Genomic DNA, 20,993 nt, shown 5'->3' with positions numbered 1-20,993 from the left:
CGCGGGAGTGCGCGAACGCCAGAAGCGCCGCTCTCTGGCTTCACGAGGGGTTACTTAGTACCGCAGATCGTATATTATTTGCGATATGACGAGCATCGCGCGGCCCGGCAAGATCATCGCGCTGCACCTCAACTACCGCTCCCGCGCCGCCCAGCGGGGACATCTCCCCGAGCAGCCGTCCTACTTCCTCAAGCCGGGGACGTCCGTGGCCGCGAGCGGGACCGCGCTCGAACGGCCGGCCGGGACCGAACTGCTCGGCTTCGAAGGCGAGATCGCGCTGGTCATCGGCCGCACCGCTCGCCGTGTCACTCCGGAACACGGCTGGTCCTACGTCGGGGGCGTCACCGCCGCCAACGACTTCGGCGTCTACGACCTGCGCTACGCCGACAAGGGCAGCAACCTGCGGTCGAAGGGCGGTGACGGCTTCACGCCGCTCGGCCCCTCCGTCCTGCCCGCCGCCGACGTCGACCCCGGCGCCCTGCGGCTGCGTACCTGGCTCAACGGCGAACTGGTCCAAGAAGGCACCACCTCCGACCTGCTGTTCGGCTTCGGCCGCCTGGTCGCCGACCTCTCCCAGCTGATCACCCTCGAACCCGGCGACGTCGTCCTGACCGGCACGCCCGCCGGCGCTTCGGTCGCCGTCCCGGGCGACGTCGTCGAGGTCGAGGTCGACGCCGCCGGGTGCACCACCGGACGGCTGGTCACGCCGATCACCGCGGGCACCGTCCCGTTCGGGCCGTACGGTGCGCTCCCCCGCGCCGACGAACAAGAACAGGCAGACGCTTACGGCACCATCAAGCCACGCTTCGAGCTGACCCCGGAACTGCGGGAGAAGATCGAGTCCGTCGGCACCGCGACACTGTCCGCCCAGCTGCGCAAGCGCGGGCTCGACGCCGTGTCGATCGACGGGCTCACCTCCACGCGGCCGGGCACCCGGCTGACCGGCCGCGCCCGCACCCTGCGCTACCTGCCCTACCGCGAGGACCTCTTCGAGAAGCACGGCGGCGGCTACAACGCGCAGAAACGCGCGATCGACGGCCTCGGCCCCGGCGACGTCCTCGTCGTGGAAGCCCGCGGGGAACGCGGCACCGGCACCGTCGGCGACATCCTCGCGCTGCGGGCGCAGGTGCGCGGCGCCGCCGGGATCGTCACCGACGGCGGGGTCCGCGACCTCGCCGCCGTGTCCGCTTTGGACATTCCCACCTACCACGCCGGGCCCCACCCGGCCGTGCTCGGCCGCCGGCACGTGCCGTGGGACGTCGACGTCGCGATCGCCTGCGGTGGTGCGGCCGTCTGTCCCGGCGACGTCATCGTGGGCGACTCCGACGGTGTCCTCGTGATCCCGCCCGACCTCGTCGAGGAGGTCGCCGACGCGGCGATCGAGCAGGAGCGGCAGGAGACGTTCATCGCCGAGCAGGTCGCCGCCGGCGAGCGCGTCGAAGGCCTCTACCCGATGGACGAGCACTGGCACGGCAAGTACGCCGCCTGGCTAGCGAACCACCACTGACCTGGAGGACACCCATGCGATTCCGCTCCGATCCCCAGGCGATCCGCGGGTCGATCGCACCGCTGATCACGCCGTTCACGGCCGACGGCGCGGTGGACCACGCCGGTTTGAAGAACCTCGTGCGCTGGCAGCTCGCCTCCGGCTCGCACGGCATCTCGATCGGCGGCTCGACCGGTGAGCCGGGTTCGCAGACCGTCGCCGAACGCGCCGAGGCGATCCGCACGGTCGCCGCGGAGGTCGGCGACCGTGTGCCGTTCGTCCCGGGGACCGGCTCGGCGAAGCTCGACGAGACCCTCGAGCTGACCGCCGCCGCGCGGGACGCCGGGATCGACGCGGCGCTCGTCATCACGCCGTACTACGCACGACCCACCCAGGACGCGCTGTTCGTCTGGTACCGCACGGTCTGCCGGGAGTTCCCCGGCCTGCCGATCGTCGCCTACAACGTGCCGAGCCGGACCGCCGTCGACCTCGCGCCGGAGACGGTCGCGAGGCTCCACCGCTCGTGCGACAACTTCGTCGGCATCAAGGAGACGACGAAGGACTTCGAGCACTTCTCCCGAGTGCTGCACCTGTGCGGACGCGAACTGCTGGTGTGGTCCGGGATCGAGCTGCTCTGCCTGCCGCTGCTGGCACTCGGCGGCGCGGGGTTCGTCAGCGCGACGGCGAACATCGCCCCCGCCGCCTGCGCGGAGATGTACACCGCGTGGCAGTCCGGCGACCACGAACGCGCACGCGAGATCCACTACGGCCTGCACCCGCTCGTCGACCTGCTCTTCGTCGAGACCAACCCGGCACCCGGGAAGTGGGTTCTCGAACAGCGCGGGCTGATCACGTCCGGGCACGTGCGGCCGCCGCTGATCCCGCCGACCCAGGCCGGTCTCGCCCGGATCCGGGAGTTCATGGCGCAAGGCGAGAAGTACCTCTCGCCGACCGACGGCTTCACCGTGGAGGGGAAGGCATGACCCACTACGTCCCGGAAGGACTGCCGGCCGAGCTGAAGCATTACATCGGCGGAGAGTTCGTCGACAGCGTCTCCGGCAAGACGTTCGACGTGCTCGACCCCGTCTCGAACACGCCATATGTGACCGCGGCCGCCGGTCAGGCCGAGGACGTCGACCGGGCGGTCGCCGCGGCGCGCCGGGCGTTCACCGGCGGGCCGTGGCCGCGGATGCTGCCGCGGGCCCGCGCGCGGGTGCTGAACAAGATCGCCGACGCCGTCGAAGCCCAGGACGCCCGGCTGGCCGAGCTGGAGACGTTCGACACGGGCCTGCCGATCACCCAGGCGCTCGGGCAGGCGCGGCGCGCCGCCGAGAACTTCCGGTTCTTCGCCGACCTCGTCGTCGCCCAGGCCGACGACACCTACCAGGTGCCCGGGCGGCAGGTGAACTACGTGCACCGCAAGCCGGTCGGCGTCGCCGGGCTGATCACGCCGTGGAACACGCCGTTCATGCTGGAGAGCTGGAAGCTGGCGCCCGCGCTGGCGTCGGGGTGCACGGTGGTGCTGAAGCCGGCCGAGTTCACGCCGCTGTCGGCGAGCCTGTGGGCGGGGATCTTCGCCGACGCGGGCCTGCCCGAAGGTGTGTTCAACCTGGTCAACGGGTTCGGCGAGGAAGCGGGTGACGCGCTGGTCAAGCACCCGGACGTCCCGCTGATCTCGTTCACCGGCGAGACCACGACCGGGCAGACGATCTACCGCAACTGCGCCGCCGGGCTCAAGGGCATGTCGATGGAGCTGGGCGGCAAGTCCCCGGCGATCGTGTTCGCCGACGCCGACCTCGACGCCGCCCTCGACTCGACGCTCTTCGGCGTGTTCTCCCTCAACGGCGAACGCTGCACCGCGGGCAGCCGCATCCTCGTCGAGCGGGCGATCTACGACGGGTTCTGCGCCCGGTACGCCGAGCGCGCGAAGAACATCGTCGTCGGCGACCCGCACGACCCGGCCACCGAAGTCGGCGCGCTGGTGCACCCCGAGCACTACGCCAAGGTCATGAGCTACGTCGAGCTGGGCAAGTCCGAGGGCCGGCTGCTGGCCGGCGGCGGCCGTCCGCCCGGTTCGGACGAGGGCAACTACGTCGCGCCGACCGTGTTCGCCGACGTCGCGCCGGACGCGCGGATCTTCCAGGAGGAGATCTTCGGGCCGGTCGTCGCGCTGACCCCGTTCGACACCGAAGCCGAAGCGTTGTCCCTGGCCAACGACGTCAAGTACGGGCTGGCCGCCTACCTGTGGACATCGAACCTGGAGCGGGCGCACACCTTCGCGCAGTCGGTCGAGGCCGGGATGGTCTGGCTGAACTCGCACAACGTCCGCGACCTGCGGACGCCGTTCGGCGGGGTCAAGGCGTCCGGCCTCGGCCACGAAGGCGGCTACCGCTCGCTCGACTTCTACACCCACCAGCAGGCCATCCACGTCTCGCTCGGGCCGGTGCACACGGCCCGGTTCGGCAGCGTCCGGAGGGGACAGTCATGACCGCGGCCCCGCCGGACGTCCTCCGCTGCGCGTACGCCGAGCTCGTCGTCACCGACCTGGCGGCGTCACGGGCCTTCTACGTCGACGTGCTCGGGCTCGTGGTCACGCACGAGGATTCCGAAGCGCTGTACCTGCGGGCGTTCGAGGAGTACCTGCACCATTCGCTGGTACTGCGCAAGGGTTCCACGCCCGCGCTGGCCGTGCTGGCCTACCGCGTGCGAAGCGCCGCGGACCTCGATCTGGCGGAGGCGTACTACCGCGCGCTCGGCTGCCGGGTCGAGCGGAGGGCGGCGGGCGCGACGCGCGGCATCGGCGAGGCGGTGCGGGTCGCCGACCCGCTCGGGTTCCCGGTGGAGTTCTTCCACGCCGCCGAGCACGTCGAGCGGTTCACGCAACGCTACGACGTCCACGGCGCGGGCGCGCTGTCGCGATTGGACCACTTCAACCTGGACACCCCGGACGTTCCGATGGCCCGGAAGTACTACGAGGGTCTGGGTTTCCGCGTGTCGGAGGACATCCAGGACGAGGACGGCACGGTGTACGCGGCCTGGATGTTCCGCAAGCCGACGGTGCACGACGTCGCCCTGACCGGCGGCGACGGCCCGCGGCTGCACCACATCGCGTTCGCGTCCCACGAACGGCACCAGATCCTGCACATCTGCGACCACTTGGGCGCGCTGCGCAAGCCGGGCCTGATCGAACGCGGCCCGGGCCGCCACGGCGTGTCGAACGCCTTCTACCTCTACGTCCGCGACCCCGACGGGCACCGCGTCGAGATCTACACGCACGACTACTACACCGGCGACCCGGACAACCCGGTGATCACCTGGGACGTGCACGACAACCAGCGTCGCGACTGGTGGGGCAACCCGGTGGTGCCGAGCTGGTACACCGACGCGTCGGTGGTGCTGGACCTCGACGGCGCGGTCCAGGAGGTCGTCGCCCGGGCCGAGCCGCGCGAAGCCGACGTCACCGTCGGCGCGGACGGATTCTCCTTCGGCGCCGGGAAGGCCGAGTTCAAGCTAGGCGAGCAGGTGTGAGAACCACGCGCGCGACCGGTTGAGGACGTCGATCTGGTGGCCGCGCTCGCGGAACGAGTGGCCCTCGCGCGGGTAGACGACGAACTCGTGCTCTCGGTCGGCGAGGGCGCGGTGCAGGAGTTCCGCCTGCGAGAGCGGGACGTTGGTGTCGTCCTCGCCGTGCAGGATGAGCACGGGCGTGCGGATCCGGTGGGCGTGGGTGAGGGGACTGTTCTCGATGCCGCCGAGCGCCGCTTCGAACCGGGAGTGCTCGCCGGTGGCGGCCAGCAGCGGCCAGTCGATGACGCCCGCGAGCACGACGGCCGCGGCGAAGCGGTCGGTCTGCGTGACGGCCCAGGCGGCGAGGAACCCGCCGTGGCTCCCGCCGCCGATCCCGAGCCGGGTTTCGTCGGCGATGCCGTCTCGCACGAGGAGGTCGATCCCGGTGAGGAGGTCGGTGAACTCCGCGCCGCCGACGTCTCCGGCGACACTGGCGGCGAAGGCGTGGCCGTGACCCGTGCTGCCCCGAGGATTTGGGAGGAAGACCGCGAAGCCGGCGGCGGCGAGCCACTGGCCCGAGGGGTACCAGCCGAGGTGGAAGCGGTCGGCGTACCGGTCGGTGGGTCCGCCGTGGGCGAGGGTGACCAGCGGGAACGGGCCGTCGGTCTTCGATCTTCCCGGCGGGAGGACCAGGATCCCGTCGAGGGCCAAGCCGTCCGCGGCCCGGTACTGCAGCCGGTGCTGGGTGCCCCAGGTTCCCTCCGGGGCGATTCTGCTGACGCGTCGCAGGTCGTCGGGCGGGCCGGCGTGGACTTCGTCGGGTTCGGTTCCGGTGCTCGCGACCACGGCGATCACCCGGCCGTCGCGGCTGGCGGTCAGCGAGGTGCCGTGGACCCGGGCGACTTCCGTGAAGGTCGTGTCGAGGCGGCGGACGGTCGTGTCCAGGCCTTCGGCGAACAGCGCGAGAGGCAGGCCGTCGTCGACCTGGACGAGCCCGGCCGGGCAGATGGTCATGCCCTCGGTGAGGTTCTCGTCGCCGTCGAAGACCGCGGCGCCGCCGATCAGGCCGGGCGGGGTCAGGCCGAGGTAGGCGAGGTGCCACGCGGTGCCGTCGTGCCACCAGACCGGGTCGGCGGCTTCCAGGGCCGGGGCGCCGAGGTCGCGGGTCGCCCCGGTGCCGGGGTCGACGACGTGGCGGCCGGGTTCGAAGACCCCGGGCTCGCGATCGGCGCAGGACCAGGTGAAGACGGCGAGCGCTTCCCCGTCCGGGCGCACGGCGACCTCCTGCACGTGCCGGTCACCGAGGGTGCCGAGCGGGCGGAGGGTGGCGGTGGTGAGGTCGAGCAGCCAGAGCCGGTCGGGGCGGGCCTGGGTGTCCCAGACGGGAGACGGACGGCCGTCCGCGCCCGGGGTATCGGGTCGATCCGCGCCGGTTTCGGCAGCACCACTCCGAGGGCGGTCGGAGCCGGTTCCGGTGGCCCGCCGGTCGAGACGGGCTTCCGGTCCTCCCGCCGGCGAGGCGGCCGACGGCAAGCTCGAAACCGGCCGATCCGCGCGCGGCCGGACGACGCGGACCCGCGGATCAGCGGCCCGCTCGGCCGCGTCCGGCGCGATCACCACGACCGACTCCGAGTCCGGCAGCGGCGCGTGATCGCTGATCCCCGCACTGCACTGCGTCAGCCGCTCGGGGCTGCCGCCGGCCAGGTCGATCCGGTACAGCTGCGCCGTTCCGCGGTCGTCGCGGTCCGACAGGAAGAACACCGAACCGGAGTCCGCGGCCCACCGCGGTGCGCGGTGCTCGGCCGGGCCGCCCGCCAGCTCCCGGGCGGGTGCGCTCCCGTCGGCCGGGGCGACCCACAACCCGCTGACCGGGTGCTCTCCCGCCCGGCCCACCGGCGCAACGACGTACACGACCCATCGCCCGTCCGGAGACATCCTCGGCTCGCGCGGCACCAGCCGGTCCACCACGGTTTCCGCCGTCAGCACTCGCTCGGCCCCCCACTCGTCAAGTGGGACCCAGTGTGCCGGAAGTGGGCCTAACCGTGCGTGGGAGTGAGCGCCGCCAGCAGTTCCTCGTGGTCGCCCGGCTCGCGCAGCGCCGGCGCTTCCAGCGTTCCGGCGTCCGGGTCGCCCGCGCGCACCGCCGCCAGGAAGCGGACCACCGCGCGCGGTTCGGGCACGACCGAACCGCCGAGGTAGGCCAGCACCGTCGCTCCGTCCCGGTCCTCGATCGCCGCCGCCCAGCCGTGGGCCTCGTCCCAGACCAGCGCCAGGTCGTGTCCGGGGAACCGGGTCAGGCGCCAGTCGAGCGCGATGTACGCCGCCGCGGGCGTTCCCGCGTCGAGGGTGCAGGACTCGAGCCCGACCCCCACCGCGCGGGCCACCGCCGCCAGGTACCCGCGCAACCCCCGCTCGAACGAGAACTCCGTGTCGCGTCCGAAATCGATCAGAATGCTCAACGCCGCCTCGCTTTCCCCAGGCCGCCGCGGGATCCCCGCGGTCCGTCCTCCGGATACCCACCTCCGCCGTGGTCAATCGCGAAGATCCGATGTTCATGCCCGGCAGCACAGTGCGCCCGCCCTCCCCGTGAGGCAGGATCGAGGCGTGACCATCGAACAGGCCGGGGTGCCCGAAGCCCGGCCAAGCCCGGCCTTCCCCGAACACGAAGCCCGCGTCGACGCCTTGCGGCGGCAGCTCACCGCGATCAGCGGCGAAGCCACCGTCCGGCTCGCGAAGCGGACCTCCAACCTCTTCCGCTCCCGTGCCGCCGCGAAACACCCCGGACTGGACGTTTCCGGCTTCACGTACGTACTGCGCGTCGACCCCGAAAGCCGCACCGCCGACGTCGAAGGGATGGTCACCTACGAACAGCTCGTCGACGCCACCCTGCCGCACGGCCTGATGCCCCTGGTCGTCCCACAGCTCAAGACCATCACCCTCGGTGGCGCGGTCACCGGGCTCGGCATCGAGTCCTCGTCCTTCCGCAACGGCATGCCGCACGAGTCGGTCCTCGAACTGGAGATCCTCACCGGGGACGGCCGGATCGTCGTCGCCACCCCGGACAACGAGCACGCCGCGCTCTTCCGCGGCTTCCCGAACTCCTACGGCACCCTCGGCTACGCCCTGCGCCTGAAGATCGTCCTCGAACCGGTGAAGCCGTTCGTCGAGCTCCGGCACGTGCGCTACCACGACCGGGACACCTACTTCCGCGCCCTCACCGAGGCCTGCGACAGCGGCGAGCACGACTTCGTCGACGGCACGGTGTTCGGCCCGGACGAGCTCTACCTCACCCTGGCCTCGTTCGCCGACACGGCGCCCGCGACCAGCGACTACACCTGGCTCGACATCTACTACCGCTCGATCCAGGCCCGCGAAACCGACCACCTCACCGTCCGCGACTACCTCTGGCGCTGGGACACCGACTGGTTCTGGTGCTCCCGCGCGTTCGGCGTCCAGCACCGGCTGCCGCGGCTGCTGCTCGGCCGCCGGTTCCTGCGGTCCTCCGTCTACTGGAAGGCCGTGGCGCTCGACCGCCGGTTCAAGATCGCGCAGCGGCTGCTCAAGCTCCGCCGGCTGCCGCCGGAAGAGACGATCGTGCAGGACATCGAGGTGCCGGTCGGCCGCGCCGCGGAGTTCCTCGAGTTCTTCGAGCGGGAGATCCCGATCAGCCCGGTGTGGGTCTGCCCGCTGCGGCAGCGGCCCGGCGGGGTGCGGTGGCCGCTCTACGAGCTGGACCCCGAAGCTCTCTACGTCAACTTCGGGTTCTGGTCGGCCGTGCCGCTCGACCCCGGTGAGCGCGACGGCGTGCACAACCGGATGATCGAGAGCGAGGTCACCCGCCTGGGCGGGCACAAGTCGCTCTATTCGGACAGCTTCTACGCCGAAGACGAGTTCTGGCGGCTCTACAACGGCGACACCTACCGGGAGCTCAAGCGGACCTACGACCCGGCCGGGCGGCTGCTCGGCCTCTACGAAAAATGTGTCCGCCGCCGGTGAAAGGAACGAACGTGAACCAGGCAAGCACCCCGGTCGGCGAGGTCTTCGAGCGCCTGCTCGGCCCCCGCGCGACCGTGTCGATCAGCGCCTACGACGGCAGCAGCAGCGGCCCGGCCGACGCGCCGGTGGCGATCCAGGTGCGCTCGCCCCTGGCGCTGGACTACCTGATGTCCTCCCCCGGCGACCTCGGGCTCGCCCGCGCGTACGTCGCCGGCGCGCTCGACGTCACCGGTGACCTCTACACGGCGCTGCACGCGCTGTCGGCCCAGGTCGACCAGCTCACGCCGGCCGACCGGCTGTGGCTGCTGCGCAAGCTCGGCGCCCGCCACCTGCGGGTCGTCAAGCCGCCCGCCGAGGAGCACCCGAGCCGGCTCCGGCGCGGGATGACCGCGCTGCGGCACTCGAAGAGCCGCGACAGCGAGGCCATCGCCAGCCACTACGACGTGTCCAACCGGTTCTACGAGCTGGTCCTCGGCCCGTCGATGGCCTACACGTGCGCGGTGTTCCCCGAGGCCGATGCCTCGCTGGAGGAGGCGCAGGAACACAAGTTCGACCTGGTCTGCCGCAAGCTCGGCCTCAAGCCCGGGATGCGGCTGCTCGACGTCGGCTGCGGCTGGGGCGGGATGGTCGCGCACGCCGTCCGGCACTACGGCGTCGAGGCGCTCGGCGTCACGCTCTCGCGCGAGCAGGCCCAGTGGGCGCAGAAGAACATCGTCGCGCTCGGCCTGGCCGACCGTGCCGAGATCCGCCACCTCGACTACCGGGACGTCACCGAGACCGGCTTCGACGCGATCTCGTCGATCGGCCTGACCGAGCACATCGGCGCCCGCAACGTGCCCGGCTACTTCCGGTTCCTCGCGGCCAAGCTCAAGCCGCACGGGCGCTTGCTCAACCACTGCATCACCAACCCGGACACCAGCGTCGCGCACCGCTCGCGCGGGTTCATCGACCGCTACGTCTTCCCGGACGGCGAGCTCGAGGCGCCCGGCGAGCTCGTCACGGCCATGCACGACGCGGGCCTGGAGGTCCGGCACTCGGAGAACCTCCGCGAGCACTACGCCCTGACGCTGGCCGGGTGGTGCGCGAACCTCGACGAACACTGGGACGAGGCGGTCGCCGAGGCGGGCGCCGGCCGAAGCCGGGTCTGGGCGCTCTACCTGGCAGCTTGCCGGCTGGCCTTCGAACGCCGGGAGATCGAACTGCACCAGATCCTGGGCGTCCGGACCGACAGCGAGGGCGGGATGGGCATGCCGCTGCGCCCCGATTGGGGAGTTTGACCACCGGGGCTGGCCAAGTCCGGACCGGCAATGGGATAATGGTTCCGAGACCGGGCGTCCGAACGGGACGCCCAGGCTCACCAAAAAAGAGTAGGTATGGGTATGGCTCAGGGCAGTGTCAAGTGGTTCAACGGTGAAAAGGGCTTCGGCTTCATCGCGCAGGACGGCGGGGGTCCGGACGTGTTCGTCCACTACTCCGAGATCCAGGGCAGCGGCTTCAAGTCGCTGGACGAGGGTCAGCGCGTGGAGTTCGAAATCGGCCAGGGTCAGAAGGGCCCCCAGGCCCAGCGCGTGAGCGTCATCTGAGCCACGAGGCACCGAAGGCCCTCGCCCCCTCACCGGGGCGGGGGCCTTTCTCGTTGGCGCCACACTGCGCCGCCACACTGCGGATTCACAACATTCCTGTAACGTGGGTGGTGTCGAGAGCCCCTCGGATGCCGGTGTCCCGCCGGTCCCGCTCCCGACCGGTGGCCCGTCCAGGCGATCGCCCGCAGGAGCGGCGAAGCGCCCGGCACACCGTAAGACCGCTGGCCCCGGGTGTTCCCGCTCCCCGGCCGCCGCGCGTGAGCCCGGACTCCCGCTCCGCGCGCGCTGACTTCGACTTCGAAACGAGTACTGCATGACAGCCTCCCTGAAGGCTCCCCGACCCGTCGCCAAACCCGTGCTTTCCGGCCGCCAGACCGTCGCCGAGCTGATCACCATCCGCACGTTCCTGCTGGTCCCGTTCCTCGCGCTCGCCGCGGCCGTCCCGGTGTTCTGGGGCTGGGGCGTCAGCTGGCTCGACCTCGCCATCGGCGGCGCGTTCTTCGTGGTGTCGACGCTCGGCATCACCGTCGGCTACCACCGCTACTTCACCCACGGCGCGTTCCGCGCGAAGCGGGCGCTGAGGATCGCGCTGGCCATCGCCGGCGGGCTCGCGGCGCAGGGTCCGGTGATCGGCTGGGTCGCCGACCACCGCCGTCACCACGCGTTCTCCGACCGCGAGGGCGACCCGCACTCGCCGTGGCTGTTCGGCAGCTCCCCGGTCGCCCTCGCCCGCGGCTTCTGGCACGCCCACATGGGCTGGCTCTTCGGGCGCGACAAGACCAACGTGGACCGGTTCGCCCCCGACCTCGAGGCCGACCGCGACATCCGCGTCGTCGACCGGCTCTTCCCGGTGTGGGTGGTGGTGAGCCTGGCGCTCCCGGCGCTGCTCGGCGGGCTGATCACGCTGTCGTGGTGGGGCGCGCTCACCGCGTTCCTCTGGGCCGGCCTGGCGCGGATCTCGTTCCAGCACCACGTGACGTGGTCGGTGAACTCGATCTGCCACATGATCGGCGAACGCCCGTTCGCCAGCCGCGACCGCTCGGCGAACTTCTGGCCGCTGGCGATCCTGTCGATGGGCGAGTCCTGGCACAACACCCACCACGCGGACCCGACGTCGGCCCGCCACGGCGCGCAGCGCGGGCAGATCGACATCTCCGCCCGGGTGATCTGGGCGTTCGAGAAGCTCGGCTGGGCGTGGAACGTCCGGTGGCCGACCGCCAAGCGGCTGGCCGCGCTGGCCCGCTGACGAAAGCCCGCCGAAAGTCCTTGCCTCCGCGGCGGCGCCGGGTGATCTTGGCCGCATGGACGCGGTGGCCCTGACCTTCGACGACGGCCCGTACCCTTCGACCACGCCGGCGCTGCTGGCCGCGCTCGAAGGGGTACGGGCGACGTTCTTCCTGTGGGGCGAGCACGCCGCCGCGCACCCGGCGCTGGTCCGGGAGATCGCGGCCGCCGGGCACGTGATCGGCAACCACACGTGGACCCACCCGTACCTGACCGGCCTTCCCGCCGAGGCCCGCGACCAGGAGGTCCGGCGGACGCAGGACCTCCTGGTTTCGCTGACCGGGGTGCGCCCGGTGCTGTTCCGGCCGCCCTACGGCGACACGGACGACGCCGTCCGGGCGACGGTGTCGTCCGTGTCGCACGGGCTGGCCGAGGTGCTGTGGACCGTCGACACCCGCGACTGGGCGGGCGCCTCCGCGGACGAGATCGTGGCCGCGACGGCGCGCGCCGAGCCGGGCGGCGTCGTGCTGATGCACGAAGGCCGGCCGGCGACGGTCGAAGCGGTCCCCCGGATCCTCGCGGACCTCGCCGCACGCGGCCTGCGGCCGGGTCCGGTGCCCGACGTAATGCCGTGAAGGGGCACCTTCAGGGACTTCGCGTCCCTGAAGGTGCCCCTCACGGCGTCGGCTCAGGGGTTGATGCGCAGGTACGCGGGCTTCGGGCGCAGGTTCTCGTCGAACAGGCAGGCCGCTCCCTCACCCGGGAACACGTCCGGGACCCACGAATGCCGGTCGGTAAAGCCCCACGTCGTGAACTCCACGCACCGCCGGACCGCCTGGCAGCCGTCCCACAGCCGGTCGAAGTAGGTCGCCTGCGTGTCGAGCTTCGCCGCGTCCGGCGGGGTCGGGATCCGGACGTCCGCCTCGGTGATCGCCACGTCCACGCCGAGCTTCGTCAGCCGGGCGAGGTTCTCGCGGTACTCCGCCGGGAAGCCGTACTGGATCGACAGGTGCGCCTGGACCCCGACACCGCCGATCGGGACGCCCTGGCGCCGGAGCGTCTTCACCAGGTCGTACACCGCGTCGCTCTTCGGGTTGATCCCTTCGATGTTGTAGTCGTTGATGTAGAGCGTCGCCGATGGGTCGGCCGCGTGCGCCCAGCGGAAGACGTCCGCGACGAACCCGTCGCCGAGCTTCTGCCGGAAGACCGTGTCACGCCGTGTGCCGTCCTCGTTGAAGATCTCGTTGACGACGTCCCAGGCGCGGATCTTTCCCTTGTACCGCTTGACTTCCGTGGTGATGTGGTCGCGCAGGACGCGCCGCAGCTCGCCGGCGGGCAGCGCCGCCACCCAGTCCGGCAGCTGGGAGTGCCAGACGAGCGTGTGGCCGCGGACGGTCTTGTGGTGCGTTTGCGCGTACCGGACGATCGCGTCGGCGCCCGACCAGTCGTACTGGCCGCGAACCGCTTCGACCGTGCCCCATTTCATCTCGTTCTCGGGCGTCACGTTGTCGAATTCACGGGTGAGCACGGCCCGGTAATCGGCTTCGTCCGCCAGGTACGCCGCCGCCACCGCACTCCCGACGTAGCGATGGGTGATGTCTTTCAGCGGAACGGCCGCCGAAGCCGCCGGCGCCTGCCACACGGCAATGCCCGCGACGACCGCGGCCGTCAGCAGGGCGCGTTTAATAGGAATACTTCTCAGCATCTCTTTCCTCCGATTTCCGAAACTTTCGAAGTGTGTCCAACCGGGTTTCGATGACTTAGAATCTCCTTCATGACAACGAAGTCTGACGATTCCGAGCCGATCGCCTCCCGGGTCACCATCGCCCGGATCGCCGCCGAGACGGGGGTTTCCGTCCCGACTGTTTCGAAAGTGCTGAACGGCCGCCCCGACGTCGCCGAAAGCACCCGGGCCCGGGTGGAAGCGGTCATCGGGAAATACGGTTACCGCCGGCGCGCCGACGAACGGTCCCGCCGTTCGCGATTGCTGGAACTGATGTTCCACGAACTCGAAAGCACGTGGGCACTCGAAATCATCCGCGGGGTCGAGTGCGTGGCCCGCGAAAACGGAATGGCGGTCGTGCTCGCGGATTCGTCGGGCCGGCACACGCCCGGGCAGAGCTGGCTGGAAAGCGTGCTGGCGCGGCGGCCGGTCGGCATCGTCTCGGTGTGCTCCGACTTCACCGGCGGGCAGCTGGCGAAGCTGCGGGCCCGCGACATCCCGCTCGTCGTGGTCGACCCGGCCGGCGCGCCCGGGCCGGAGACGCCCTCGATCGGGGCCACGAACTGGCAGGGCGGGCTGACCGCCACCCGGCACCTGGTGGAGCTGGGGCACCGCCGGATCGCGATGATCGGCGGGCCGGACGGGGTGCTGTGCAGCCGGGCCCGGATCGACGGCTACCGCACGGCGCTGGAGACGGCCGGGCTGGCGTTCGACCCGGCGCTGGTGCGCCGCGGCGACTTCCACGTCCGGTCCGGCTACCGGGAGCTGGCGTCACTGCTGACCCTCCCCGACCGCCCGACGGCGGTGTTCGCGGGCAGCGACCTGCAGGCTCTGGGCGTGTACGAGGCCGCGCGCGACGCGGGGCTCCGGATCCCGGACGACCTGAGCGTGATCGGTTTCGACGACCTGCCGGTGGCCCGCTGGCTGACCCCGGAGCTGACGACGATCCGCCAGCCCCTGCAGGAAATGGCGGCCGCGGGAGCGCGGCTGGCGATCGCGCTGGCCCGCGGGACGCACCCGGAGAGCCACCGCCTCGAGCTGGCGACCAGCCTGGTGGTCCGGCACAGCACGGCCGCCCCGGCACACGAAGCACCTCGGGTGGTTTCCGCCGGCCGGGGATGAGCGGACGTCCGGGCACCGGAACTGTCGGTGCCCACCGGTAGCGTGGAAGACGGGGGGCGCCCCCGCGGGCGGTCGCTCGAGCAGCTCGCCCGGCCGCAAGGAGCGCTCTCGCCGTGAGGACTCCGGCGACCCGCTCATCCCGGCCACCGCTTGCTTTCCGGCGGGCCCAGGTAGCTCGGCCGCAGGCCCCCCGTGTCGACCACCAGCTTCTGGACCACCACCGCCGGGTCGACCATCCACACCTTCAGCACGTGCGGCCCGGGCTCGGGCACCACGTGCCGCGTCGCCGTCAGGTTCACGTTGTCGGAGGTCGTCCGCTCCCACTGGCGGTTCATCGTCATGTCATCGGCGCCCGTGGCCTTCGTGATGTTCACGACCTGCGGCGCCGCGTCGTCGAACGACACCGCATACCGCAGCCCGTCACCCGGCAGCACGTTGCTGCGCGGCGAAAGGTACGCCCACACCGTCACCGGCCCGGCCGTGAACAACGTCATCCGGTACTCCAGCCGCGGCCCGGCACCCACCGCCCGGCTCGCGGCGGTGACCGGGAACGGCGTCATCCCCGCGCCGGTGCGGCCCAGGTCCGGGATCGCGCGCCAGGACGCTCCTGCGGCACCGACGTTCGCGCTGCAGTGCGAAGCCTCCATCGACACGTACCCGCCGGCTTCGACGAACCCGCGCCGCCACGACGGAGGCAGCGGCCGATGCGCCACGACGGCGTCCACCACCACCGACTCGCCCGCGCCCGACACCGTGACCGGCACGGTCGTCACGCCCTGAGGCGCCCGGCTCCAGTCGATCCGCACGGTCATCCGCAGCTCCTCCCCCACCCGGCCGCCACGCGGCTCGACCAGCACCCACGGCGCGCCCGCCGACACGGTGCAGCGGAACGGCGTCCGCCCTCGGTTGAACACGTCGATGTACTGCGCCGGCGCGGTCTGGTACGGGCTGAACTCCGGCAGCACCGGCCGTCCCGCGGCACCCGGCCACGCCTGCGGGGACCCGTCGACGGCGACACCCAGCGTCGCGGCGGCGGGCAGGTCGAGCCGCCGCACCGCGGGGAAGATGACGTCCGGTATCGCGACGTTGTTCAGCTCCGGCTGCTGCCAGGGCGCGTTCGGGCCGTAGCGGGCGACGTCGCCGTAGTCGATGTGCGGCTGGGTCTGGAAGCCCTGCCACTTGCCGCCCGCGATGCCGGTGTTGTACTTCTCCGCCAGCGCGAGGTCGTCGGCGAAGCGGGCTTCGGTGACGGCGGCGAGCCCGTTCGCCGAAGCCCGGCCCTGGGCCGCGTACAACAGGTTCGTGAACTCGGCGCGCCGCAGCGCGTAGAGGTTCGCCGACGCCGTGACCGCGTAGGAAACCAGTTCGTAGAAGGCGTCCCGGTACGCCGAGGGCGCCCGCGCCGCGATCCGGGACGTGCGCGCCGCGAGGTCCTGCCACTCGTCGGTGACCCGGTCCAGCTCGCGGTAGTTCACCAGGCTGAACGGCGTCGCCTGGTCGTCGTACACGATCGTGCCGTCCGGCTGGAGCGTGATCAGCCGGTTCAGCAGCTCCGGCTTCCGGCGCGACTGCAGCCGGCCGTAGTCGTGCAGGACCGACGCGATGTCGGAAGCCAGTGCGGACCCGAAGTTCGCCGAGGCGAACTCACGCTCCCAAGTGGACAATCGCTCGGCCGGGAGCGCCGACGGGTCCCACGCGTAGTCGAGGAAGAACTGCAGCGGCAGCTCGTTGCCCTTCATGTCGCCGACGTTGGCCACCCACAGCCGGTCGTTCCCGTAGGAAGCGGCCTGGTGCAGCTGCTCCCACGTGTTCGCGATCAGCGTCGTGTCGACCCACTTGTAGTTGCGGCCGCCGCCGACGTAGTCGAAGTGGTAGTACAGCCCGTACCCACCCGGATGCCGGGGCAGCGCGAGGTCGGGGTGCTTGCGGATGTTGCCCCAGTTGTCGTCGGTGAAGACCACGATGACGTCGTCGGGCGGGCGCAGGCCCTGCGCCCAGTAGCGCTGCACCTCCTTGTACAGCGTCCACACCTGCGGCACGTCCGTGCTCAGCTCGCGCGCGAGGATTTCCCTTTCGGTGGCGAGGATTTCCCGCATCAGCTCGATGCCGTCGCCGTCCGGCAGGCTGACGTCGCCGTTGCCGCGCATGCCGAGCGTGACGACGCCTTCGAAGTCCTCGCGGGCCATCCGGCGGATCCCGTCGGTCCAGTAGGCCTTGATCGCCTCGCCGTTGCGCCGGAAGCTCCACTCCCCCGTGCCGCCGTACGGGTCGTGCCCCGGCGTCGTGATGTTCCCGGCGGCGTCGCGGACCGCCGGCACCGCGTGCCGGTTCCACTCCTCGATCCCGCGCATCATCGGCGCCTCGTGCGAGGTGCCCATCACGACGCCGTACTCCTTGGCGGTGGCGTGGTTGAGCGGGTCGTCCTCGGCGAACGCGCGGCCCCACACCGCCGGCCACAGGTAGTTGGCCCGCAGCCGCAGCATCGTCTCGAAGACCTTGGCGAAGAAGAGGTGGTTGAAGCCGCCCGGGTAGCCCGGTGCCTTCCCGGGACCGAAGTACGCCGGGGCCCAGGTGCCGAGCGCGGGGTTCTCGTCGTTGATGAAGAACCCGCGGTACTTCACGTGCGGCGTCCCGAGGCTGAACCGCTCCCCCGGGATGTGCAGCTCCGCGCGCCGGGCCGGCGGGACGTCGGCCCACCAGTACCACGGGGACACGCCGATGCGCCGCGAGACCTCGTAGACGCCGTAGATCACGCCCCGCTGGTCGCTCCCGGTGAGGACCAGGCGTCCGTCGACCACCTGGCTCAGCGACGTCTCCCACTTCCCGGCGATCCCCCGCACGTCCAGGCGACCGGCCGCGACGAGCGAGTCGACCGCCGGGCTGTGGCCGAGCGTGCCGACCAGCACCACCGGCCCGTGGGCGGGGACCACGCCGGTCACGACCGGCCGGACGCCCGTGACGCGCTCGACGTCGGCGGCCAGGTCGCCGGCGACCCGCCGGACCCCGGGCAGGTCCCCGGGATCCACCACGATCGTCGCGACCTTTCCCCGCGACGCCAGCGGGAACCCGGTCCCGGCTTCGGCCAGCCCCGGCAGGGCGGCGGATCCCGCCCCGGCCAGGGCCAGCAACTGCAAGAAGGTACGGCGGTGGACCTCGGACGGCACGGGAGACCTCCTGAGTCAGCCCTTAACGGATCCGGTCAGCCCGCCGACGATGCGCCGTTCGGCGAGCACGAAGAACGCGAGCGCCGGGATCATCGACAGCGCGGTGAACGCGAGCACGCGGGCGGTGTCCTGGGAGTACTGGGTCCGGAACGTGGCGACGCCGAGCGGCAGCGTGAAGTGCCCGGAGTCGTTGAACACCAGCAGCGGCAGCAGGTAGGCGTTCCAGCTCGTGACGAAGGCGAGGACGGCGACCGTGGTGAGGGCCGGGGTCGACAGCGGCAGCAGGATGCGCCAGAAGAACCCGAGCCGGCTCGCGCCGTCGAGCACGGCCGCGTCCTCGATCTCACCCGGGATGGCGTGCATGAACGGCCGCAGGATCACGATCGTCACCGGCAGCGAAAACGCCGCCTCCGGGATCGCCACGCCCCAGAAGCTTTCGAGCATGCCCAGCTGGCGCAGCCACAGGTACAGCGGCAGCGTCGCCACGGTCAGCGGGAACAGCAGGCCGAGCGTGAACAGGGTGTACAGGCTCTCCCGGCCCTTGAACTGGTACCGCGACAGCGCGTACCCGGCCATCGAGCCCAGGCCGACCGCGACCGCGGTCGCGATCACGGCGATCAGCGCGCTGTTGCCGAGGAAGGTCCAGAACGCGCTCGAGCCGAGGATCGAGGCGTAGTTGTCCGGGATCCACGGGCCGGGCAGCCCGGCCGGGTCGTTGTTGATCTGGGCGTTGGTGCGGAACCCGCCGAGCACGACGAACAGCAGCGGCACGACGGTCACCCCGAGCACGACGATCGCCGCGAGGTAGCCCACCGACAGGCCGAACCGGCGTGAACGCATCAGTGCACCATCCTCGTCAGGGCGCCCTGGGTGTCGCGGCGGAGCGCGAACCGCTGGTACAGCAGGGCGAACACGAAGCAGATGACGAACAGGATCACCGCGACGGCGGAGCCGAACCCGAATTCGTAACGCTTGAAGCCGTGGTCGACCAGGTAGGTCGCCATCGTCGTCGACGCGTTCGCCGGGCCGCCGAGCGTCATGATCCAGACGACGTCGAACAGCTGCAGCGAGCCGATGACCGACAGGAAGATCCAGATCCGGATGGTCGGCCCGAGCAGCGGCAGCACGACGTGGCGGGTGGTCTGCCAGGCCGACGCGCCGTCGAGCGCCGCGGCTTCGCGCAGCTCGGCGGGCACGCCCTGCAGGCCGGCCAGCAGCAGGATGATGCCGAAGCCGATGTACTTCCAGGTGATCACCGCGAACAGCGTGTAGAGCACGATGCCCGGGTCGGCCAGCCAGTTGTGGATCAGGCCGCCGAGCCCGGCGCCCTTGAGCACCTGGTCGGCGAACCCGTTCGGCTGCAACATGAGCGCCCAGATCACCGCGGTGATCGCCTCGGAAAGCACGTACGGCGCGAACACCAGCGCGCGCAGCACCGCGCGGCCCCGCAGCTTGCGGTTGAGCAGCATCGCCAACCCGATCGACAGCGGCAGCTGCACCACGATCGACAGTCCTGCGATGATCAGGTTGTGCCCGATGGCGCCCTGGAACACGTCGCCGGAGAACGCGTCGACGTAGTTGTCGAAGCCGATGAAGTCGTCGAGCGGGCCGAAGCCGTTCCACTTGAACAGGCTGTAGAAGGCGGCGATCCCGATCGGCACCAGGACGAACCCGGCGAACAGCAGCAGGGCCGGCCCGAGCAGGAGCGCCAGCTCGAGCCGTTTCCGCAGGCTCGGACGGTGCGCCCGGGCTCGGACCGCCGGTGCGGACGGCCGTTCCGCCGTCCGCACCGGGGTCGTCGCCGTGGTCACTTGTTGCCCGCCGCGGCCTGGTTGACGGCGGCCACGATGCCTTCGGGGGTGCCCTGACCGGCGAACATGTTGCTCACCGCGTCGTTCAGCGCCGCGCCGACCGCGGTCGGGAACGCCCGGTCGAAGTACATCTGCAGGTAGGGCGCCTTCGTGCCGTAGTCGTAGACGGCCCGCAGCGTGTCGGTCTTCAGCGACTTGGCGGCGACGGTGTTGACGGGCAGGCCGGCCCCCTGGGCGGCGAGCTGCGTCTGCACCGGCTCACTGCCCAGGTACTGCAGGAAGTCCGCACACGCCTTCGACGCGCGGGTCGTGCAGGCGAAGCCGTCGCCGCCGCCGAGCACCGCGTTCGGGTCACCCTGGCCACCCGCCACGGACGGGAACGGGAACCAGCCGACCTTCGAATCCAGCTGCTTGTCGTCGGTCAGCGCCGACATCGTGCCGGGTTCCCAGTCGCCCTGCAGTTCCATCGCCGCCTTGCCGTTGGCGACGAGACCGGCGGAGCTGCCCGCACCCTGCTGGGCCGGCGTGCCGGCGAACCCGGTCTGGAACGGCTGCGTGGCCAGGAAGCTCTTCAGGTCCTGGCCGGCCTTCGTCCAGCACGGGTCGTCGAGCTTGACCGCCTTCACCGACTGCTTGAGCACGTCGACCGAGCATTCGCGGATGGCGAAGTAGTTGAAGTAGAAGGCGTCGGGCCAGCGGTCCTTGCCGCCGACCGAGATCGGCGCGATGTTCTTGGCCTTCAGCTGCGTGACGGCGGCGTTCAGCTCGTCCATCGTCTTCGGCGGGGTGGTGATCCCCGCCTGCTGGAAGAGGTCCTTGCGGTACCAGAAGCCGACGAAGTGCTGCTCGAACGGCACCCCGTACTGCTTGCCGTCGACCTGCCAGTTCTCCCCGAACTTCCCGGTGGTCTGGCTGATCCACGGCTTCGTGGCGTCGGTGATGTCGGCGACCTTGCCCGACGTGATCTGCGAGGCCAGGTCTCCGGCGCCCCAGGACTGGTAGACGTCCGGCGGCTCCGCCCCCTGCAGGGCGAGCGGGACCTTGGTGGGGAAGTCCTCGTTCTGCAGCGGCTGGGCCTTGATCGTGACGTCGGGGTGCGCTTGGTGGTAGTCGGTGACGACCTTCTCCCAGATCGACTTGATCGGGTCGGTGGTGCCGTTGTGCCACCAGGTGAGGGTGACCGGGCCGCTCGGCTGTGCGGGCGTGTCGGTCCCCCCGCTGCACGCCGAAAGCGCAAGTGGCATGACAGCCACGAGGGCGGCGAGTACGGGGATCCGGCGTTTCAGAGACATCGTGGGTCCACTCCTGACGACTTCGGCCGAGTTGGACGGGGCGTGACAGCGCCCGGGTGGCGAAGAGTCTGCTCCCGGGCAAATC

At 71.1% G+C, this 20,993-nt stretch carries 17 protein-coding genes; 10 read left to right on the top strand and 7 right to left on the bottom strand.

The features are described 5' to 3' along the window. The first annotated feature begins 85 nt into the window (after positions 1 to 85). The 4 genes from AB0M83_RS32570 to hpaD are packed head-to-tail and all read left to right on the top strand — an operon-like array spanning position 86 to position 5,014. Positions 86 to 1,507, top strand: coding sequence for a fumarylacetoacetate hydrolase family protein (locus tag AB0M83_RS32570; RefSeq protein WP_364522791.1), 1,422 nt, complete (start codon positions 86 to 88; stop codon positions 1,505 to 1,507). Between the two features lie 14 nt (positions 1,508 to 1,521). Continuing rightward, entirely contained in the window at positions 1,522 to 2,469 is a 948-nt protein-coding gene (gene dapA / locus AB0M83_RS32565; RefSeq protein WP_364522789.1) for a 4-hydroxy-tetrahydrodipicolinate synthase, read from the top strand. Further along, the gene (gene hpaE, locus AB0M83_RS32560) at positions 2,466 to 3,974 is read left to right on the top strand and encodes a 5-carboxymethyl-2-hydroxymuconate semialdehyde dehydrogenase (protein WP_364522787.1); all 1,509 of its coding nucleotides are present in this window, start codon (positions 2,466 to 2,468) and stop codon (positions 3,972 to 3,974) included. Before dapA ends, hpaE begins: the two co-directional genes overlap by 4 nt. Next, complete coding sequence (gene hpaD, locus AB0M83_RS32555; protein WP_364522785.1) at positions 3,971 to 5,014, top strand: 3,4-dihydroxyphenylacetate 2,3-dioxygenase; 1,044 nt, start codon at positions 3,971 to 3,973, stop codon at positions 5,012 to 5,014. Before hpaE ends, hpaD begins: the two co-directional genes overlap by 4 nt. Here hpaD and AB0M83_RS32550 read toward each other — a convergent pair. Together AB0M83_RS32550 and AB0M83_RS32545 are read right to left on the bottom strand one after the other, a co-directional pair. Further along, positions 4,997 to 6,979, bottom strand: a complete 1,983-nt coding sequence (locus tag AB0M83_RS32550) for a prolyl oligopeptidase family serine peptidase (RefSeq protein WP_364522783.1) — start codon at positions 6,977 to 6,979, stop codon at positions 4,997 to 4,999. The two genes, hpaD and AB0M83_RS32550, sit on opposite strands and share 18 nt — an antisense overlap. Positions 6,980 to 7,029: 50 nt before the next feature. Next, the gene (locus AB0M83_RS32545; protein WP_364522781.1) at positions 7,030 to 7,452 is read right to left on the bottom strand and encodes a DUF6292 family protein; all 423 of its coding nucleotides are present in this window, start codon (positions 7,450 to 7,452) and stop codon (positions 7,030 to 7,032) included. Positions 7,453 to 7,597: 145 nt separating this feature from the next. Here AB0M83_RS32545 and AB0M83_RS32540 point away from each other — a divergent pair, with 145 nt between their 5' ends. The 5 genes from AB0M83_RS32540 (at position 7,598) to AB0M83_RS32520 (ending at position 12,431) form a co-directional block, all read left to right on the top strand. Beyond that, complete coding sequence (locus AB0M83_RS32540; protein ID WP_364522779.1) at positions 7,598 to 8,989, top strand: FAD-binding oxidoreductase; 1,392 nt, start codon at positions 7,598 to 7,600, stop codon at positions 8,987 to 8,989. Beyond that, a complete protein-coding gene (locus AB0M83_RS32535) occupies positions 8,971 to 10,266 on the top strand; it encodes a cyclopropane-fatty-acyl-phospholipid synthase family protein (RefSeq protein ID WP_364522776.1) in 1,296 nt (431 codons plus the stop codon). Before AB0M83_RS32540 ends, AB0M83_RS32535 begins: the two co-directional genes overlap by 19 nt. Before the next feature lie 102 nt (positions 10,267 to 10,368). Continuing rightward, positions 10,369 to 10,572 carry a cold-shock protein gene (locus AB0M83_RS32530; protein ID WP_004558414.1) on the top strand — a complete coding sequence of 68 codons (204 nt, stop codon included), beginning with the start codon at positions 10,369 to 10,371 and terminating at the stop codon, positions 10,570 to 10,572. A gap of 313 nt (positions 10,573 to 10,885) precedes the next feature. Further along, a complete protein-coding gene (locus AB0M83_RS32525) occupies positions 10,886 to 11,818 on the top strand; it encodes an acyl-CoA desaturase (RefSeq protein WP_364522774.1) in 933 nt (310 codons plus the stop codon). A gap of 55 nt (positions 11,819 to 11,873) precedes the next feature. Next, positions 11,874 to 12,431 carry a polysaccharide deacetylase family protein gene (locus AB0M83_RS32520; protein WP_364522773.1) on the top strand — a complete coding sequence of 186 codons (558 nt, stop codon included), beginning with the start codon at positions 11,874 to 11,876 and terminating at the stop codon, positions 12,429 to 12,431. 53 nt (positions 12,432 to 12,484) lie between these two features. On the opposite strand, the gene AB0M83_RS32515 is transcribed toward AB0M83_RS32520, so the two are convergent. Beyond that, positions 12,485 to 13,501: an endo-1,4-beta-xylanase gene (locus AB0M83_RS32515; RefSeq protein WP_364522771.1), complete on the bottom strand. Its 1,017-nt coding sequence runs from the start codon at positions 13,499 to 13,501 to the stop codon at positions 12,485 to 12,487. 69 nt (positions 13,502 to 13,570) lie between these two features. Here AB0M83_RS32515 and AB0M83_RS32510 point away from each other — a divergent pair, with 69 nt between their 5' ends. After that, entirely contained in the window at positions 13,571 to 14,641 is a 1,071-nt protein-coding gene (locus tag AB0M83_RS32510; RefSeq protein WP_364522769.1) for a LacI family DNA-binding transcriptional regulator, read from the top strand. Between the two features lie 134 nt (positions 14,642 to 14,775). On the opposite strand, the gene AB0M83_RS32505 is transcribed toward AB0M83_RS32510, so the two are convergent. From AB0M83_RS32505 to AB0M83_RS32490, 4 genes are read right to left on the bottom strand one after another with little or no spacing between them, the layout of a single operon-like run. Further along, entirely contained in the window at positions 14,776 to 17,805 is a 3,030-nt protein-coding gene (locus AB0M83_RS32505; RefSeq protein ID WP_364522767.1) for a glycosyl hydrolase 115 family protein, read from the bottom strand. A 15-nt stretch (positions 17,806 to 17,820) separates the two neighbouring features. Further along, a complete protein-coding gene (locus tag AB0M83_RS32500; protein WP_364522765.1) occupies positions 17,821 to 18,645 on the bottom strand; it encodes a carbohydrate ABC transporter permease in 825 nt (274 codons plus the stop codon). Then, on the bottom strand, positions 18,645 to 19,616 hold the full coding sequence (locus AB0M83_RS32495; RefSeq protein ID WP_364522763.1) for a sugar ABC transporter permease: 972 nt from the start codon (positions 19,614 to 19,616) through the stop codon (positions 18,645 to 18,647). The genes AB0M83_RS32500 and AB0M83_RS32495 overlap by 1 nt, the downstream gene beginning before the upstream one ends. After that, on the bottom strand, positions 19,613 to 20,908 hold the full coding sequence (locus AB0M83_RS32490) for an extracellular solute-binding protein (RefSeq protein ID WP_364522761.1): 1,296 nt from the start codon (positions 20,906 to 20,908) through the stop codon (positions 19,613 to 19,615). Before AB0M83_RS32490 ends, AB0M83_RS32495 begins: the two co-directional genes overlap by 4 nt. Positions 20,909 to 20,993: the final 85 nt, after the last annotated feature.

Origin of the sequence: Amycolatopsis sp. NPDC051106 (assembly GCF_040682775.1) — a bacterium.
Classification (GTDB): domain Bacteria; phylum Actinomycetota; class Actinomycetes; order Mycobacteriales; family Pseudonocardiaceae; genus Amycolatopsis.
The sequence above is the reverse complement of the archived record's forward strand: the minus strand, read 5'-3'. Positions and strand labels throughout refer to the sequence as shown.

What these genes read in the sequence shown, in the direction of transcription:
- AB0M83_RS32570 (WP_364522791.1), top strand. Translation starts at nt 86, where the DNA reads ATGACGAGCATCGCGCGGCCCGGCAAGATCATCGCGCTGCACCTCAAC.
- dapA (WP_364522789.1), top strand. Translation starts at nt 1,522, where the DNA reads ATGCGATTCCGCTCCGATCCCCAGGCGATCCGCGGGTCGATCGCACCG.
- hpaE (WP_364522787.1), top strand. Translation starts at nt 2,466, where the DNA reads ATGACCCACTACGTCCCGGAAGGACTGCCGGCCGAGCTGAAGCATTAC.
- hpaD (WP_364522785.1), top strand. Translation starts at nt 3,971, where the DNA reads ATGACCGCGGCCCCGCCGGACGTCCTCCGCTGCGCGTACGCCGAGCTC.
- AB0M83_RS32535 (WP_364522776.1), top strand. Translation starts at nt 8,971, where the DNA reads ATGTGTCCGCCGCCGGTGAAAGGAACGAACGTGAACCAGGCAAGCACC.
- AB0M83_RS32530 (WP_004558414.1), top strand. Translation starts at nt 10,369, where the DNA reads ATGGCTCAGGGCAGTGTCAAGTGGTTCAACGGTGAAAAGGGCTTCGGC.
- AB0M83_RS32525 (WP_364522774.1), top strand. Translation starts at nt 10,886, where the DNA reads ATGACAGCCTCCCTGAAGGCTCCCCGACCCGTCGCCAAACCCGTGCTT.
- AB0M83_RS32520 (WP_364522773.1), top strand. Translation starts at nt 11,874, where the DNA reads ATGGACGCGGTGGCCCTGACCTTCGACGACGGCCCGTACCCTTCGACC.
- AB0M83_RS32515 (WP_364522771.1), bottom strand. Translation starts at nt 13,501, where the DNA reads ATGCTGAGAAGTATTCCTATTAAACGCGCCCTGCTGACGGCCGCGGTC.
- AB0M83_RS32510 (WP_364522769.1), top strand. Translation starts at nt 13,571, where the DNA reads ATGACAACGAAGTCTGACGATTCCGAGCCGATCGCCTCCCGGGTCACC.
- AB0M83_RS32500 (WP_364522765.1), bottom strand. Translation starts at nt 18,645, where the DNA reads ATGCGTTCACGCCGGTTCGGCCTGTCGGTGGGCTACCTCGCGGCGATC.
- AB0M83_RS32490 (WP_364522761.1), bottom strand. Translation starts at nt 20,908, where the DNA reads ATGTCTCTGAAACGCCGGATCCCCGTACTCGCCGCCCTCGTGGCTGTC.